Annotated in this window: 14 protein-coding genes; 3 read left to right on the top strand and 11 right to left on the bottom strand. The window is 41.4% G+C overall.

The genetic code is table 11. The annotated features are described in order from the left end of the window. The first annotated feature begins 18 nt into the window (after window positions 1-18). The 3 genes from ACTQ54_RS00870 to gtfA are packed head-to-tail and all read left to right on the top strand — an operon-like array spanning window position 19 to window position 3,198. Complete coding sequence (locus ACTQ54_RS00870) at window positions 19-888, top strand: carbohydrate ABC transporter permease (protein ID WP_441753949.1); 870 nt, start codon at window positions 19-21, stop codon at window positions 886-888. Between the two features lie 18 nt (window positions 889-906). Next, complete coding sequence (locus ACTQ54_RS00865) at window positions 907-1,734, top strand: carbohydrate ABC transporter permease (RefSeq protein ID WP_441753948.1); 828 nt, start codon at window positions 907-909, stop codon at window positions 1,732-1,734. A gap of 15 nt (window positions 1,735-1,749) precedes the next feature. Further along, window positions 1,750-3,198 (top strand): sucrose phosphorylase, encoded by a 1,449-nt coding sequence (gtfA, locus tag ACTQ54_RS00860; protein WP_441754395.1) that lies wholly within the window; start codon window positions 1,750-1,752, stop codon window positions 3,196-3,198. A 583-nt stretch (window positions 3,199-3,781) separates the two neighbouring features. On the opposite strand, the gene ACTQ54_RS00855 is transcribed toward gtfA, so the two are convergent. From ACTQ54_RS00855 to ACTQ54_RS00805, 11 genes are all read right to left on the bottom strand, one after another. Further along, window positions 3,782-5,242 carry a sialidase family protein gene (locus tag ACTQ54_RS00855; RefSeq protein WP_441753947.1) on the bottom strand — a complete coding sequence of 487 codons (1,461 nt, stop codon included), beginning with the start codon at window positions 5,240-5,242 and terminating at the stop codon, window positions 3,782-3,784. A 93-nt stretch (window positions 5,243-5,335) separates the two neighbouring features. Then, window positions 5,336-5,641: a hypothetical protein gene (locus ACTQ54_RS00850; protein ID WP_441753946.1), complete on the bottom strand. Its 306-nt coding sequence runs from the start codon at window positions 5,639-5,641 to the stop codon at window positions 5,336-5,338. 35 nt (window positions 5,642-5,676) lie between these two features. After that, window positions 5,677-5,886 (bottom strand): hypothetical protein, encoded by a 210-nt coding sequence (locus tag ACTQ54_RS00845; RefSeq protein ID WP_441753945.1) that lies wholly within the window; start codon window positions 5,884-5,886, stop codon window positions 5,677-5,679. A 40-nt stretch (window positions 5,887-5,926) separates the two neighbouring features. Further along, the gene (locus ACTQ54_RS00840) at window positions 5,927-6,064 is read right to left on the bottom strand and encodes a hypothetical protein (RefSeq protein WP_441753944.1); all 138 of its coding nucleotides are present in this window, start codon (window positions 6,062-6,064) and stop codon (window positions 5,927-5,929) included. Window positions 6,065-6,097: 33 nt separating this feature from the next. Then, window positions 6,098-6,982, bottom strand: coding sequence for an ROK family protein (locus ACTQ54_RS00835; protein WP_441753943.1), 885 nt, complete (start codon window positions 6,980-6,982; stop codon window positions 6,098-6,100). Window positions 6,983-8,209: 1,227 nt separating this feature from the next. Then, entirely contained in the window at window positions 8,210-9,139 is a 930-nt protein-coding gene (locus tag ACTQ54_RS00830) for a dihydrodipicolinate synthase family protein (RefSeq protein WP_441753942.1), read from the bottom strand. Window positions 9,140-9,163: 24 nt separating this feature from the next. Then, window positions 9,164-9,889, bottom strand: coding sequence for an N-acetylmannosamine-6-phosphate 2-epimerase (locus tag ACTQ54_RS00825; RefSeq protein ID WP_441754393.1), 726 nt, complete (start codon window positions 9,887-9,889; stop codon window positions 9,164-9,166). Next, window positions 9,873-12,884: a glycoside hydrolase domain-containing protein gene (locus ACTQ54_RS00820; protein WP_441753941.1), complete on the bottom strand. Its 3,012-nt coding sequence runs from the start codon at window positions 12,882-12,884 to the stop codon at window positions 9,873-9,875. Before ACTQ54_RS00820 ends, ACTQ54_RS00825 begins: the two co-directional genes overlap by 17 nt. Before the next feature lie 104 nt (window positions 12,885-12,988). Continuing rightward, on the bottom strand, window positions 12,989-15,688 hold the full coding sequence (locus ACTQ54_RS00815; protein ID WP_441753940.1) for a sensor histidine kinase: 2,700 nt from the start codon (window positions 15,686-15,688) through the stop codon (window positions 12,989-12,991). Next, a complete protein-coding gene (locus tag ACTQ54_RS00810; protein WP_441753939.1) occupies window positions 15,678-16,532 on the bottom strand; it encodes a response regulator transcription factor in 855 nt (284 codons plus the stop codon). The genes ACTQ54_RS00815 and ACTQ54_RS00810 overlap by 11 nt, the downstream gene beginning before the upstream one ends. A 605-nt stretch (window positions 16,533-17,137) precedes the next feature. Beyond that, on the bottom strand, window positions 17,138-17,941 hold the full coding sequence (locus tag ACTQ54_RS00805) for a nuclease-related domain-containing protein (protein ID WP_441753938.1): 804 nt from the start codon (window positions 17,939-17,941) through the stop codon (window positions 17,138-17,140). Window positions 17,942-18,043: the final 102 nt, after the last annotated feature.

Here is an 18,043-nt window from a genome sequence, read left to right as displayed (position 1 = left end):
TAAAGGAGTATTTAATTTATGAAATCGAAGAGAAATTATCATTGGGGATATCTCTTCCTCTTAATGCCTATTATTTTACAGCTCATATTTTTCTTTGTTCCTTTGTTTCAAGGGGCATATTATAGCTTAACGGACTGGTCAGGTTTAACGCGCGAATGGAATTTTATAGGTTTCGGTAACTTTACAAGGGCTTTTAGTGATCCGCGTTTTCGAAACAGTTTAAGTTTTACGGCACTCTATACCATTATTTTAATTGTTGGTGAGATTGTGATCGGGATTGCTGGCGCTTTATTATTAAACTCAAAAATACCTAGTCGAAGCTTTTTTAGAACAACCTATTTTTTCCCAGCCGTTTTAAGTACCGTAACGGTTGGTTTGATTTTCAGTCAAATCTTTAACTATGGTATCCCACAAATTGGTCGTTTATTGAATATTGAGTTTTTACAACAAAACTTATTAGCCAATATTAATACCGCTCCATTTGCGGTTGCTTTCGTTGGTTTGTGGCAAGGTGTTGCGATGCCAATTATTATCTTTTTAGGTGGATTACAAAGTATTCCTCAGGAAATTATTGAAGCCGCACAAATTGATGGTGCAAATAAGTGGGAAACTTTTCGCCATATTATGTTACCTCACTTAGCCCCTTCGATTAGTATTGTATTTATTTTAGCTTTAAAAGCGGGTGTGACGGCTTTTGATAGCATTATGGCTTTAACAGGTGGCGGGCCGCAAAACGTGACGATGAGTTTAGGCTTACTTGTATATAACGCAGCTTTTTCTAACAATGATGTTGGTTATGCCAATGCCATTGCAATGATCTTGTTTGTGATTATTCTCGTTATTTCTTTACTTCAAATGTATTTATCGTCAAAAAGCGTTAGCAAATAGATTGTGAGGAAATTGATTATGAAGAAAACAAAGACCAACTGGTTTGCCTTTATTTTACTTGTCTTAGGCCTACTAGTAATTTTAGTTCCGCTTTATTTAACGGTAACGAGTTCATTTAAAACAACCGCCAATATTACAGGTGATTTCTTTGGCTTACCGAATCCATTTACAACAGTCAACTATGAACGTGTCTTTAACGATGGTTTAGTGGTTCATTTTGTGAATTCAACGATTATTTCGGTAGTGTCCATTTTACTGATTACCCTCGTTGTACCACTAGCCGCTTATGCTGTGGCGCGTAATATGCGTAAACACAAAAGTTATCGTATCTTGTACTTTTTACTGATTATTGGGATTTTCGTTCCCTTTCAAGTGGTGATGTTACCCATTACCAACTTGATGAGCCGCTTTGATTTAATGAATATTCCCGGCTTAATTATTTTGTATTTAACTTTTTCTGTTCCACAGACTCTGTTTTTATATACAGGTTATATTCAAGGTTCAATACCTGAAGAATTGGATGAAGCTGCCGAGATTGATGGTGCAGGAAAAATCCAAACCTACTTCCGTGTGATCTTTCCGATTTTGAAACCAATGCACGCAACAACCATCATTTTAAATGCTTTATGGATTTGGAATGACTTCTTATTGCCATTGTTAATCTTAAACCGTGATAAAAGCTCATGGACTTTACCTTTATTCCAATATAATTACCAAGGACAATATTTCCTTGATTTTGGTCCTTCATTTGCTTCTTATGTTATTGGTATAATTGCTATTTTAATTGTTTACCTACGCTTCCAAAAGAATATTATCGCAGGTATGACAAGTGGTTCTGTTAAATAGAAAGGCAGGAATGAAATAATGATTGAAAACAAAGTAATGCTAATTACCTACCCCGATTCCATTGGTGAAAACCTTAAAGACCTCAGTTCTTTTATGAATAAATACCTCAGCAAAGCCATTGGAGGAATCCACATCCTCCCTTTCTTCCCTTCTACAGGTGACCGTGGTTTTGCACCAACAAGATACGATATGGCAGATGAGAATTTTGGCGATTGGTCGGATATTAAGCGTTTGAGTGAAGATTATTATTTGATGTTTGACTTTATGGTTAATCATATTTCTAAGCAATCTCATTATTTTCAAGATTTTGTTGAGCATGGTAAGCAATCAAAATATAAAGATTTATTTATTGATGTTCAGGAGTTTTTCCCAGAAGATCGTCCTACCGATGAAGATATCGATTTAATATATAAACGTAAAGACAAGCCACCATTTCAGGAGGTGACCTTTGCAAACGGAGAATCGACACAGGTTTGGAATACTTTCGGTGAAGAACAAATTGATTTAGATGTCACGAAAGCAATTACCTTAGAGTATATCCAAGAGACTTTTGAGGATTTTAAAGCTAATGGTGCTTCAATCATTCGCCTCGATGCCTTTGCTTATGCGATTAAAAAATTGGATACAAATTGTTTCTTTGTCGAACCAGAAGTATTTGAATTGCTTGAAACAGTTGATAAGATGGCCGGCGACCAAGGGTTAACAATATTACCTGAAATTCACGAGCATTATACCATCCAGCATAAATTAAGTGATCGAGATTATTATATTTATGATTTTGCTTTGCCAATGGTTGTTCTGTATAGCTTGTATAGTGGTAAAACTGACCGATTGGCAGCTTGGTTAATGAAGTCCCCGATGAAACAATTTACAACTTTGGATACCCATGACGGGATTGGCGTTGTCGATGCTAAGGATATTCTAACCGATGAAGAAATTGATTATACTAGCGAAAAATTATATTCTGTCGGTGCGAATGTGAAGAAAATCTACTCCAGTGAAGCCTATAATAATTTAGATATTTATCAAATTAATTCAACTTACTATAGTGCGCTTGGTGAGGATGACTTTGATTATTTCGTTGCTCGTGCGATTCAAATTTTTGCTCCAGGAATTCCACAAATTTATTATGTTGGTCTTTTAGCTGGGAAAAACGATATTGAATTGTTGGAAGCGACTAAGGAAGGTCGAAATATTAATCGTCATTACTATTCATTAGCTGAAGCCGAAGAAGAGCTAGAACGAGGTGTGGTCAAAGATATTCTGATGCTCTGCGAATTCAGAAATCAAAGTTCAGCCTTTGACTTAGATGGTTCCATAGCGGTTACAACTGAGGATGAAAACTCTATTTTAATTACTCGAAAAGGTCGTGTAGAAAAAGCTACCGCTAGCCTGTATATTGATTTTAAAGATGGAACGGTTGTAATTAAAGATAACGATCAAGTTATTTGGAAGAATGTGTGATTTATTGGTGGTTTGTCTCAAATAAGGTTGATGAAAAATCATTTAAAGGTCAAGCAACATTTTTTATGTGGCTTGACCTTTTTGTTTGTTTGAGTTCATAGAGTCGTGGCGTAAATAAGATTCGATTTTTATAATCGCTGTAATTACGATAAACATAAGTATTGTTTTTAGAATTATATGATAACTTGTTTGGGGAACGCGAGATACCTTTGGGATTTCTCTATAACAGCTATGATGGAATATGGGAAGAAAGAAGGTCAACGTGTCACAAAAATTTTTACAGCATCCCTTTTCAATGGATTTATTTACTGCTAGAAATGCGTTTGGCAATCGCAAGTACTCTTTTCGAGTTAGAGGGTATGCGTTCTGTCACTTCTTATTTATTTAGCTTGTTGGTTGACTACTCCTTGCTAACGATAGCTAATTTAGTTTGCGCATTTTTAGTATATGATCAATATAATGATTGTCTGCATTTTTACGTTGAATCAAAGATGAGGTTGATGACAAATTTTCGTCATCAACCTCATTTGTTGTAGAACCAAAAAAAAAGGGCTCTGCTGAACGCAGAACCCTTATATTCATATTATTGTTCCATTAAAAACGCCCAATCAAATGCTTTATACAAGATGCAATATTCATGGTGATCATCATCCGAATGTTCGTATAACACACCAAATGAATCCGGTCCAATTTGTTGAATCGCATTATAGGCATACTTGCCTTCTTGAATTAATTTTTTGCTTAACCAGGTCAAACTATCATCTTCGTTAACTTTGGCGACGCGCACCACACCATTGGTTCTCTTTGGCCCATCCGCATTCACCAGCAAAATATACTCTTGGCCGTCTTGAACGGTTTGAATAGCCGTCATTTGACAGTAGACGTCATTGATACCATCGTGTTGAACGATTTCATTTTCCCAAGTTTGGCCGCCATCGAGGCTGCGCGCTGATTGGACGCTACCGGACAAGTTACGCATGAACATTAATACTGTACCTGAATTCAACTGAACCCCAACCGCTTCGGTATTTTGTTCGGCGCTGTGATCCATCGTCGACGAATGAATGGTTGTCCCGTCGGCTAATGTGCGGTTATCATTTACCGCCTCACCCGACTGCCAAGTCTTCCCATTATCATCGGAATAAATCATCCGCGAAGACTGCGATCCATCCAGTATATAATGATGGTTGGTCGAATAGGTCGGCGCTAACATCCGCCCCTTATGTTCACCCGTATGTAAAGTCAAACTAACGCCCGGCCCAATCCCATAAAATTTCATCCATGGCAATTTCACCTGCGCGGTAATATCCTCCGGACATGACCAAGTCAAGCCCTCATCATCCGAATACGACAACCACAAATACATACTGCGCGCAATCCTAAACGGTGATTTAGAATTTGTAATGAAATATACATTCCCAATTCTTTCCCCATCCAAATAAATATCCCCTAAATCACGATAAGGTGCCGTTTCAGACGTTAATTTTACAGTGTAGTTGGTTGCTTCACCCGCTGGTGTGTAGACAACGCCTTCTTCACGAACCGTGTGGGCTTCTTTTTCATTGTCTTTATACAAAGCTAAATAATACTTGCCATCAATTTCAATAAATTGTTTATCATCAAATGGCTCTTTCCCTTGATCGATCAATTCTTTATTATCACTCATCATCCCAAATAATCCCCGGATTTCTGGATACATTCCAAAAATCGAATAAATACGTTCAGATTCTGGATCTTGGATCAAGGTCATATCAATATTAACCGGCGTTCCATAGTCTGGAAATTCCGCATCAGGGTTGGTTTGTAAATCTACAATCGTAATAATATCGCCCCAAGTTTTACCATTATCCTCGGAACGACGGACGACCATGTCAATGTCACCCCAGTCATTTTGATGTTGATGGCGCTGGTCAATCCCGGCAATTAGTGTGCCTTTTTTGCTTTTTAAGAGAGAAGGAATACGATAGCTTGCAACCTTCTCGGTTGTTGTATCTTCTAGCAAACGACTTTCGAATACCATTGTCGCATCAGTTAATTTTGTCATCTTAGAACTCCTTTTAAGTTTTTTTGCAGTGATATTTATTCTTCAGTTAAATAGGCCCAATTGAGCATCACTTGTGCGGTCCAGCATGTAGCGTCAAGCTTGCCCCTCATCATCCGAATACGATAGCCATAAAAACATGCCTTTTGCCATTCGAAACGGCGAACTTGAATTCGTAATGAAAAACACATTCCCAATCTTTTCTTCATCTAAATAAATATCTCCAAGATCATGATAAGATGGATTCGTTGAATGGGTAATCACTTTGTAGGCGGTCGCTTCATTAGTCGGTGTGGAAACCTGACCATTATCTCGAACAGTGTAAGCTTCTGTTTCGTTTTCTTTGTAAAGCGCAAGGTATGCCTGCCCGTCTATGGTCACATGTTGTACTTCTTTATACATTTCTTTGTTGTTTTCTGCCCTGAGACGGTTGTCTTCTAAAATTCCATACGAGCCACGAATCTCTGGAAACATATCAAAAATTGAAAAAATTCTTTCTGTTTTTTTTGATCCTGAATCATTGTCATATCAATGTTCATAGCTGAATTAATTTCTTCGTTTTCGGCATTTGGATTTGTTTGTAAATCCACGATGAGAATCATCGGTCCCCAACTTTGTCCATTGTCTTGTGAACGGCGGATTACCATATCAATATTGCCCCAGTCCCAATGGTGGTCGTGACGTTGGTCAACGCCAGCAATGATGGTTTTTTTTTAGCAAGGCAGGAATACGATAGCTCGCAACATTGTCGATAGACAGATCATCTAATCGGCGGCTCTCAAATAAAATTTGTGCCTCCGATAAATTAGGGTTAACTTCTGTCATTGTTTTGTACTCCTCTGGATGGTTGTGATTACGTTATTTATTTGGGTGTTGATTTTTAAAGTGCTGGTAGGCGCCAAGCATACCTGCGGTATTACCAAGGGTTGCAAAAGTGATGGTTGTGCGCTGGCTGGCGTAATGGTTGGTATAAAATTGATTGAAATATTTCGTCAGTTGCGGTTCGAAATAGCCGGTCTGCTCCATGATGCCGCCGCCTAGGATTACCAGTTCAGGATTGAGCAGGCTAACTTGGTTAATAATGGCTTTAGCGAGTTGCTGGCAATAATCGTCTAGGATACGGGCGATTTCCGGATTGCCTTTTTCCAGCTCCTTGAAAATATAGAAACCATCGACTTTTTCATGGGGCGTTTGTTGTTGGACGCGATTGACGAGCGCGCGAGCGGATACAACCTCTTCAATATTTTGGTCATTTAGGAAGGTATAGCCTACTTCCCCCGCTGAAAACGAATAACCATGATAAATTTGATGGTTCAGGAAGAGCGCCCCGCCGACACCCGTCCCGATCGTCAGCATAATCGCCGAACTCACCGATTGATGTTTTCCGAAATAAATCTCACCAAGCAAGGCTGCATTCACGTCATTTTCAACGGAAACAGGCAGGTTATATTTATTTTCAAGGATTTCTTTCAGCGATGTATTGGCGTAATTTGGAATATTGGGGTTGGCGTGAACAATTTTCCCAGTGGTTGGGTTGACCACACCAGCCGAAGAAATCGCAATCCCTCTTATCGTGTAATCTTCCTTTATGTGCTCGATGGCAATATCAATTCTATCAAGAATATTGAAATCAGGCAGGTCGGTAGCTGTGTCAATGCTACCCAGTGTCCGCGCTGTTTCAGTGTTGGTATTCATGATACCGTATTTAATTTGCGTCCCGCCGATATCGATTAATGCGATCATGTAGATATACCTCCGTTTAGATTGTATTTGGGGTTGGGTTGGTGTATGTGTAGGTGGCGCGACAACTTGTATTGGGTGGTGCTGGGTGACGTGGTAGGGTGAAATCATCATTTCAAACGGGACGATCCAGCCGCAAACCAGCCGCTCGGATGAAATCACTTTTTCATCCGACCGCGCAACAACCGCTCGGATGAAACTACCTTTTCAAACGACCGCACACCAACCGCTCGGATGAAACCACTTTTTCATACGACCGCGCACCAGCCGCTCTGATGAAACTACCTTTTCATCCGACCGCGCACCAACCGCTCGGATGAAATCACTTTTTCATCCGACCGCACACCAACCGCTCGGATGAAATCACTTTTTCATCCGACCGCGCACCAGCCGCTCGGATGAAACTACCTTTTCATCCGAGCGCACACCAACCGCTCGGATGAAACTACCTTTTCATACGACCGCGCACCAACCGCTCGGATGAAATCAGCTTTTCAAACGACCGCGCAACAACCGCTCGGATGAAACTACCTTTTCATACAACCGCGAGACAGCCGTTCGGATGAAATCAGCTTTTCAAACGACCGCACACTGGCCGCTCGGATGAAACCACCTTTTCAAACGAGCGCGCAACAACCGCTCGGATGAAATCACTTTTTCATCCGACCGCGCACCAGCCGCTCGGATGAAACTACCTTTTCATACGACCGCGCACCAACCGCTCGGATGAAATTATCTTATCTAGTTCAATCTTGTGTAAATTTAATAAGTTAAGACCAAATGTGATGCTCATTAAGCATATAATCTAAAGGGTGTGCTGAATGGAGTGCTTATTAAGCATATAATCTAAATTATGTGCCAGGGAATGACCGTCCAAGGCATATAATTCAAAAGATGTGCCGGGGCAAGGCTCGCCATGGCATATAATTCAAAAGATGTGCCAGGGAATGGCTCTCCATGGCATATAATTCAGAAGATGTGCCAGGGAACAGGGCTTCATTACATTCAACTCAGTCAAGTCCAAAAATTGTATAAATTAACTAGATCGCGTAGCCCCTTATTTCCCATAGAAAGTAGCATTAAACCTATAATCTGAATTATATGGGCTCTTTTATTCCCTTTTCATCCGACCGCCGCGCCCACTCCACTCCCAAGTAACCCCTTACTTGTCTTTTTAAACTAAAAGCCCTTATCTCTTAGAAAGAAAAGGGCTTGGAATTGTCAGTTAGCTTAAGCTTCTTGGTAGACGGATTTGTATTTATTGACTGCGTCTTCGATGTTGGCAGCGATGGCGTCGATTTTTGCCTTATCTGCTTCGGTGGCAGATTGTAATGGTTTGCGGGCGCGACCGATATTCAAATCGCGTTTCGCCAAAATCAGTTTAATCACATCGTACATGTTTCCTTCACACTCAAAGAAAGAGAAAATAATGTCGTTGATGCGGTATTGGATTTCGCGAGCCAGTTCGATATTATTTTGGCGAATCGCATGATCAGCAGCCAGGAATAATTCAGGCATTGCTCCATAAGTACCACCGATTCCACCGTCTGCTCCCATCACACGGCCACCAACAAATTGCTCGTCTGGTCCGTTGAAGACGATGAATTCTGCGCGGCTGTTATGTTTAAATAAATATATATCTTGAATTGGCATGGATGAGTTTTTCACACCGATGACTTTTTCATTATGGACTAATTTTTTCAATAAAGTTGGTGTTAAGGCATAACCGGTTGTGCCAGGGATATTGTATACAATAAAGTCCAAATCAGTAGCATCCATAATATCATTCCAGTAGCCTTCAATTGCATGCTCTGGTAAACGGAAATAGATTGGAGGAATCGCAGCTAAGGCATCGACCCCTAAAGTTTCTGCATGTTTTGCCAATTCAATCGACTGGTCTGTACTTGCAGCAGCCACGTGGGCAATAATGGTCATCTTTCCACCAACAGCTTTCATCACTTCTTCCAAGACTAATTTACGTTCTTCAACGGTATGGTAAATACATTCGCCCGAGCTACCGCCGACATACAAACCTTTCACACCTACCTCTAAGTAGTGCTTGGCTAATTTGTGAATGCGTTCTGGGCTGATGTTGCCTTCGTCGTCGTAACATGCGTAAAATGCTGGGATTACCCCTTTATATTTTTCAAATTTATCCATAATAAATACCTCTTCTTTTATATTTTATTTATTTATTTGATCAGGTGTTACTGCTATAAAGCGTCTGGCAATGTCCAATGGGCGGGTGATGGCGCCACCGATAACGGCGGTATGGATACCTGTTTCGTAGGCTTTGGCTAGGTCTTGTGGGTAAGCTAGTTTTCCTTCAGCGACAATTGGTTTGCCCGTTTGTTCGACTAAGGCACGCATCAAATCATAATTGGGTTCTGTTTGATTGGCTGTTTCTTCAGTGTAACCATTCATGGTTGTACCAATAAGGTCAAAGCCTAGTTCAGCTGCATTTAAACCATCTTCTAGCGTCGCGATATCCGCCATCAGTAATTGCTGGGGATATTTATTTTTGATGGTTTTGACGAAGTCGTTAATGGTTGTGCCGTCACCGCGTTTGCGCATGGTGGCGTCGAGGGCGATGATGTCGCTGCCGGCTTCCACCAGAGCGTCGACCTCAGCCATGGTTGCGGTAATATAGGAATCGTAACCGTCGTAGTTTTTCTTAATGATGCCGATGACAGGAATATCAAAAGCTTCTTTGATTTGCTTGATGTCCGTCAGTCCTTGGGCGCGAATTGCTACGGCACCGGCTTCGATAGCTGCTTTCGCCATAAGAACCATGACGCCGCCTTCTTCTTTATAAAGGGGCTCGCCGGGTAGGGCTTGGCATGAAATGACCAGTTTGCCTTTGAGTGTTTCAATTAATGGATGCATGTTACTATCAGTCTCCTTTTTCATTTTTTTCAATGTCGGACAATTTAAATTTGACTTGTTTGATATAAGACAAGTCTCCTAAGGGGTCGTTGGGATTATTTTGAGACACATGTTTATCCCAATGCCCATAGGATGCTAGTATCAAGGTTCCATCGGACTGGGTCACAAAACCGGCGTAACCTGTATCGCCTCCGCGGCGAGAAGGAGTCCAGTCTTGAATCAGGCGAATCCGATACTCGCCTTCCGTCAATGACAAGATATCTTGGTAAGTTCCCACCCATAACATCCAGTCGCCTGCTAGCCAATCACGTTCTGTGATAGCAGGATTGACATGTTTGAGTTGAATCATTTGACGGAAAGTCACCAATAGGCGGCCACTTTCAGGATCGTATTGGACCTTATGCCGTTCGCCCCATAACTCCAATGGTAACTCTTGAGGTTGACTCCAAGTCTGGCCTTGATCATAAGAATGAAAGACAACGGATGAATGCTCGTGACTTTGCGAGCGCCCCAAGGCAGAAAGTGTTTTTTTATCGGGTGAATAGAACAAGCCAACTTCACAAATCTGATACAAAGTTTCTAATTGGCGGTGTTCAGCCAAGTAAGCTTCGGGTTGACTCCAGTGCGGCTCAGCTGTAGCTTCGTCAAAAGTCAGATAAGACTTGTAATTGATAAAGTCATTATTATGATAAACGCCCATCCATTTATCCATAGGCTGGCCATTTTCATCATACAACTGCACCAGCGAAGCCATCGGCACCGTCGTCCAATGGTCCTCCCCATCTAATCTAGCATGGTAATTTTCAAACTCCGTCCAGGTCGCCCCTTTATCCTCAGACACTGACATTTGCCAACCGCCCACAGGATTGTTTTTCCAATTTGGCCGGCCACTAATTAATACCTGCTTCACACGGCCATCGGTAAATTCTAAATTATATAAGGTCGGTGTTTCGTAAGACTCCTCCCATGAACGAGGCGTTGACTGCTTTTCCCAACTTTCCCCACCATCTAAAGATTTCTGTAAAATTATCGGCCCTGCCCCATGCCCTTTCGGATAAGCAATTAACAAATGATTCTCATCATCTGGCATGGCAATCATATCCGGCTGGCCTAAGTACATATGCTCTGGCTCGGTCGGCCTTTCAATCGTAGTCACAAAGTCGTCAGCTAAATGATAAGTCGGTATCGTCAGTTCAGTCTCCACCCAATCCGCATCATCTCGGGCAGGCGTCAACTTAAAGCCTTCTTTCAAGGCAAAGCGCGTCAAGTCATGCAAATCTCGGCGAAAGAGATCCATATCCGCAATTATCTGCGCCTTACTGTCAGCTGTTAAATAATACCCTTCCGACTCATAATCCTGCTTCACTGTTTTCAACAAATCTTGCACTTGAATGTCAATCGCAGGATTGACTTGCGCCAATTGAATCAACTTATTCACATCGTGCACCCCTTGCGCCAACTTTTCTAAACGCAAGCTCGACTGCGGCTGCGGGTCTGGAGCATCCTTTTCAGACGGAAAGACTAAAAATGTATCGCCCGCTTCAAAGGCATTGTGGGTTGTATCCCGCAACGGATCTTCCACCCAAGAATCATAGGCCCAACGCAAGAAGCCCTGCGCCCCATTCGCATAAGCAAAAGCAATTGTCCAATAACTCTCGGCCGGCGCATTCAAGGAAAAATTCCCCGGACTATGTCCTGTACACGAATAAATACTGGTCTTCAAACCCAAGGCGTCCCGTTCCTCCATAATCGACGCAAATTCGTCCGCCGACTCTTTTACCGGAATCGTCCCCACGCTTAAATCCGTAATATGCGGATTGAAATGACGCTTGGCAACAATCGAGTCCATCGCCCCCGCCACTTTAAACGGCTGGCCATCCTCGCCTTTGACTGCTTCCAACACTTCAAAAATCGCTTCATCAAAACCGCGCTCATCAATCCCAATACAAATATCTCTGCTCCAACCTTGCGCCTGTGTATGCGCCATAAAGTCTTTAAGAAATACGGTCCAATTGTCGGATGCCTCGTCAGCATCCGTAGCAAAAGACGCCATCTGTTGGCTAGCTTCATCAAAATAAACCACTTGATTTGTCCATGGCGCTAGCGTATAACACACAATTTTATCCCCTAAACCGATTGCTTTGTTAAAACGCACCCAACTATCAAAATCTTCATAGTCAAAATGAAAATCCCCTGCGGCAGTCTTGGTCCACTTAACCATCGACGGAAACTTGGTTTCATGCTTGCTGTAGGTTTGCCCCGCCCACGCTTCCTCGACAATCGTTGCGGTAATCGCATTCCCACCTATCTCACGGTATTTCAACATATGCGGCTCTAAAAGATCAAAATGTGCCTTTGAAAACGGCTCAACACCATAATATTCCGCTACTGCATAAGGATTTTGCCATAATTCAATATCAAACGTTTTAGCATCCGCTAAAACCGCCTCTAAAACCTCAAAATAAATATCTCCGGTCACTTCCTCGGCTGAATTTTCACCAAAAGTCACCGCAATGGTTGCCTTGTAATGCCCAACCGGTGCTTCGGCAGGAATGTGTGATTGAATCCAAACCGCCTGTAAATGTTGGGCTGGCATGCTTTCAATCATGTGTTGTTCAACTAAAACTTCTGCTGCTTTTTGGCGGTCACCTATCGGCAGTGGTCGTGTTGTTGAACCATAGCCTAGAAAGCCGGTATGGGCATCGACTTCTTGTACCATAAAAATTTTAAACCAATTTTCGACTACTTCTAAAGGGATCTCATGTGTGCCCAAAGTTTCCTCGTGATGAGCAGCGTTATTTATTTGGGGGTTAAACGTTATAGTTTTTAATTGGACGTGTATATTTTCAACGGTCTTTGTTTGACTTAGGATGGCGAACTGTACCATGAGTTGGTCATTTTGCCAGACGGTTTCATGGATGGCCTGGGGTTTTTGTTGTAAAAGGTCTGAATAATCTGTTTGCGTTATCGCTTGGTTTGTCGATACAGGAATAAGCTGTATCGAGTTGGTAGCGGTCAATTGAGTCAACTCCCATCGTGTGAAATCTGAATTCGTTTGCATTTAATTATAACAAAAGCACAATTATTTAAATTGTGCTTTTTTTAGGTATATTAGTATTATTTTTAGATGGACTTGACAAAAGAAGGAATCACAATGCGAACAGAAGTCCCTTGAAGGGGCTGGCTGCTGATTTCAAAAGTAAAGTTCTCATTGTAGTAGAGGGTTAAACGGTCATAAACATTTAAGAGACCTGAGCGATTATAGGTCGGATTGGTTAAATAACTTTGAATTTGTTGTAATTTTTCGGCAGACATCCCATCGGCATCATCCGCGACGATAATTTCAAGTTGATCGTTTTGGTTGTGGACGCTGATATCCAGATGAATCATCCGTTCGGTATTGCGGACGCCGTGATGGACAACATTTTCAACCAATGGTTGCAGGATAAGTTTCAGAAGCGGTCGGTTGGCAATGCCTGTGTCCACATCCCAATGGACTTGGAAATTATCAAAACGGGCGTTCATGATGTTTAAGTAATGGCGGGTAAAGTCAATTTCTTTCCATAAAGGAACAACTAAGTCCTTGCGGTTATTAATGAATTGGAAGTAATTGACCAGCGAATGCACCATTTCAACGGCAGCATCGGTTTGTTCATCTTCAACCAAGAAAAGTAAATTATCCAACGCATTATAAAGAAAATGCGGATTGATTTGATCTTGGAGGGCAAACAATTGGATTTCGCGTTTTTCATAATTTTCCTTAATGAGGTTTTCTTGCATCGTAATTTTTTCGTCAACCAATTGATTCAATTTATCCAAAATTTCTGTAAAATTGTTTTGGATAAGCGTCACTTCATCAATACCTTCTAAGAAGTTCGGCTGTCGATCAAAATTGATTAAGCCATCTTGTTGGTTAATAATTCTTGAAAACGGCTTAAGGAAACTATTGGCAATAAAGTAAGCTATGGCTAATAAAATCAGTAAAATAATAAAGAAAATCGACAAATATTGGCTTAAAATTAAGCTGATTTCATTCGTTAAACTCGTTTGGTTAAAGGTCACCTGATAGGTCCAACCAGGGATATTTAGTGGAAGATTGACCTGGTATAAGTCGGTGGTTGGTAGCGGTTGGTTGGACGTGATATTGTTGGCTTGGAATTCAAAAATCGGCTGATTGTTGACAATCAAGCGCTCCGACATCGCCTCTTCCAGAATCGGCAAGGCCGCAAAATAATTTTGGTCGAATTCAATTTGAACCGTATCCACATTGGACAGCGTCGGGCTGACATTTAAAATCGGCAGTTTAATCGTCCCATACATTTCCCGCTTGTCGGTTTGGAAAATAAAATCATAATTCCCACTAGTCGAATAAATCGCCGTCTTAATATGACTATACCGCTGTACGTCTTGAGCCGTTTGATTGTAATTGTAATAATTCGTTCGATACAGCTCTTCCTGCTGATTATTCAAAAGGCTAATCGAGCGGACATTCAAGGTCGACTGGTAGTTGCTGAGATAGCGGCGAATATTCGACGGTGTATCAATAAAATCTTCCTGAACAGGCAAAGTGTTGAGCGACAGTGATGCCAGCACATTTTGTAGCTTTTTAATTTCATCAACCACTAATTCCGCTTTACTTTGTGACCGCGTTTCTTGCAGAGCTTGAACATCTTGAATATAGTTGCCGTAAAACTGCGTCATATAAAGCACCATGATGATGGTAAATGGCAGGACCGTCGTCACAATCAGATAAAGAAAAATACGGTTGTGGAGTTTAAACCTCGATTTATTATGGTGCTCGACTTTTTTCCCCGGCTCCTGGTTCGCCATCCAATCCAGCAAACCATCAATCGACTTTAAGGCGTTTTTCGCCATATAATCCGAAATCGGCCAAGATACAACCACCACAATCACTAGCATAATCATAATAAATATCAATGATGTTTGTAGGCTTGGATTTCGATAATTGGCTGACTGGATTTTAATTTCAAGATTGAACGGCAAAATTTCGCGGCTAAGAACAATATCTTGACTGGTCGGACTGAATGAATTTCCTTTAAATAATTCTTGATTGTTGATGCGGATTTGATAATATTCTGGCGTTAGAAAGGACGTTAAAATCGTATCAGTATTTAAAATAACAAAGGCCGTCGCAGCATGTTCATCCGTTTCGGCATTTTCTATATTGGCTACAAAATATAACTTATCATCAAAGTAAGAAAAGTCGTTGTCGCTGAGATCTTTATTCAGCCCTTGATGATTGCTTGTTTTTCTGAAAAACTCATTATCATAAAAAAGTTGGTTGCTTGTGATCGCCGGGTTTTTTTCAATCCCATTTAAGCCAAAGCCCGCACTCAACATACTCGCTGAAAACTGCGTGCTATTGGTCACTAACAAAATATCTTCGATAAATTGACTCTCTTGTGCCAATACAAATAAATAGTTGATCAACTGCTGGGAAGCGAGGTAGTGGTCTGTCCCCACATATTGGGGATTTTGCAACCTATCGAGGATATAATTCAAAAAGTCGCTATTTTCAAGCGACCGGCTCACGCTGGCCACTTCTTCCAACCCTCTTTGGACTTGATTTGTCGATTGTCGAAAGGTTTCTTGGGTGTTTTCCTCATTTTCACTTTGAGTAAATTGTGTGAATTGATGGTTAAAAAACAAAATAATAATGAGTCCCGTAAGCAAGCTCAGCAAAATAGATGTGCGCGTCAAAAAATATCTGAGTGAATTGCGCTCAGATGAATTGTTTTTATAAGAATGGGCGACCTTTGGGTCGCCTTGGGGATTTGCAGAGTTATTTATTTTAGTGGTCATGACTTTCAAAATACTTCTTTCTGTAACTTAATGGGCTGTCGCCGACAATTTGTTTAAAGACGCGATTGAAATACGAATGGCTCGAAAAACCGACCGTGGTCGAAATTTCCTTCAACTGCTGATCCGAATAAATAATTAAGCGCTTGGCGTTTTCAATGCGGATAAAATTGACGTAAGCGTTAAAGCCCACCTCGGTTTCCTCATTGAAAAGCTTACTGAAATAAGCTTCGTGAATAAATAACTTATCTGCAATGTCTTTGAGTGTAATGTTTTCTGTGTAATGTTCTTGGACATATTGAATAGCATAGTTGACATAACGGTTGTTGGATTTGCGAATTTTCAAGGTCGCTTCCGGCCGTTCTATCGGAGATGGAATAATTTTATTTTCTGATTGGTTTGTAACTTGAGGATGGTTGGTGACGGTTGTTGCTGCATTTGGATGGGTGTGAGTATTCATTTGTTTGGCTTTGAGTTTGGCTTCGTCTTGGATACGAAGCATCATTTGACGGAAATCACTTTTCATGATGGGTTTAACTAAGAAGCCTTTCACATTAAAGTTGATTGCCTTTTGCGCGAGTTCGAAATCGCGGTAAGCCGTTAGTATAATCACAACAATGTGCGGATATTTTTCATGAATGATTTCAACGAGTTCTAAACCATCCATTTTTGGCATTTTGATATCCGTCATAACCAAATCCGGCTGCAGATCATCAATCAGTTTGAGAGCATCCAGCCCATTAGCAGCTGTTCCTACCACTTCAAATTGAAAATCTCCCCACGGAAAGTGGTTCGCCATCCGTTCACGGATATTTTTTTCATCATCTACAATGATGCTTTTAAACATCTTGTTGCCTCCTTGGTGCTGTTTCCAGATTACTGGTTCCTATCCTTAACATTATAAGGAGAATTTGAAGAATAAACAAGGAAGAAGTTTATGAGAGCGGTTTTTGTGGGGGGATGGGGGGCGCGCTCGGATGAAACTACCTTTTCAAACGAGCGAGAACCAGCCGCTCGGATGAAACCAGCATTTCATCCGAACGCACACCAACCGTTCGGATGAATCCAGCTTTTCAAACGAGCGCGGACGGACCGCTCGGATGAAACCACTATTTCAAACGAGCGCGAACCAGCCGCTCGGATGAAACCACTATTTCAAACGAGCGCGAACAAACCGCTCGGATGAAATCTCTATTTCAAACGAGCGCGAACAAACCGCTCGGATGAAAGCACTATTTCAAACGAGCGCGAGCCGGCCGCTCGGATGAAACCAGCATTTCATACGACCGCAGACAAACCGCTCGGATGAAACCACTATTTCAAACGAGCGCGCACCTCTACCCTCCCCGCTCATCTCCTCGGCAAATAATAAGTCGCCTGACTCTTCTTCACAATTTGAAAGTTTTTATTCAGATAGCGATAAATAACATCTTTGCTAAATCGTTCATCTATTTATTGATGGAGATTAGCCACTGTCAATATTTCAGGGTGATCGGGAAATAAACCAATCAGCTCGAAAGCTTTACGACTAATAACAAATTCCAAGCGTTCCAGATGGGAACACGCTCCACACCGCACACAAGATCTCATCCGTTCTACATTATAACTTGAACAATTAGCACAATGGATACCTTTTCTAATTTTCACGAAAGCCTCCGGCTCAAGGCGGTGATATTTAATTTGGTAGGGGGTCTTGTATTTATTAAGGGTGTTTTGGGTTTGTTGGTAGTTTAATAACGGGGTGACGGGCGGGAGTTTAGTGAGAAAGTGCTTGATGGCGGTGCGCGGGATGACGGTCATGCTGGGTTTTTGGTTGAGGGTGTAGGTGAAATCGGCGCCGATGAAAATCATGATGGGGGTGACGGTGATTTGGCGGCTAACGGTGGCGACCAAGCGTTTCAGCCTAACGGTCCGATTGTCCAAGTCACGAAAAATATTTTGGTAAATTTTGTTGTTAATCGTGACGGTGTTATCAGTGTAGTCCAAATGACCACTATAGTTTTTGACTTCTATTAAATACCAAAGCTGGTTCGAAACGAGAAGAAAGTCGATTTGCGCTTTGCCGTCGAAATCAAAACTATAATCATAATAGACAACCCAATTTTGAGGGGCATGCGCCTTGAAATAGCTATAGAATAGAGCCTCACCTTCGTAACCTTTGCGGAGTGTGGTAAATTCACGTTGTAGTTCCTTCGTATCGAGTGCGCCCCTGAGATCAAGCATTTCAAAGTAAATAAGTTGTTCGTTTTTTTCCATGGAATCCTCCTTTAAATAAATATCAACTCACACATATATACACGAAAAAAGCCGAATTCCATTTTTTTAGATAAAAAAAATTCTATCCCACCACAAAAGTGA

Source organism: Fundicoccus sp. Sow4_H7, assembly GCF_052115865.1.
In the GTDB taxonomy this organism is placed as follows: domain Bacteria; phylum Bacillota; class Bacilli; order Lactobacillales; family Aerococcaceae; genus Fundicoccus_A.
This window is presented reverse-complemented; position numbering and strand designations above follow the sequence as displayed.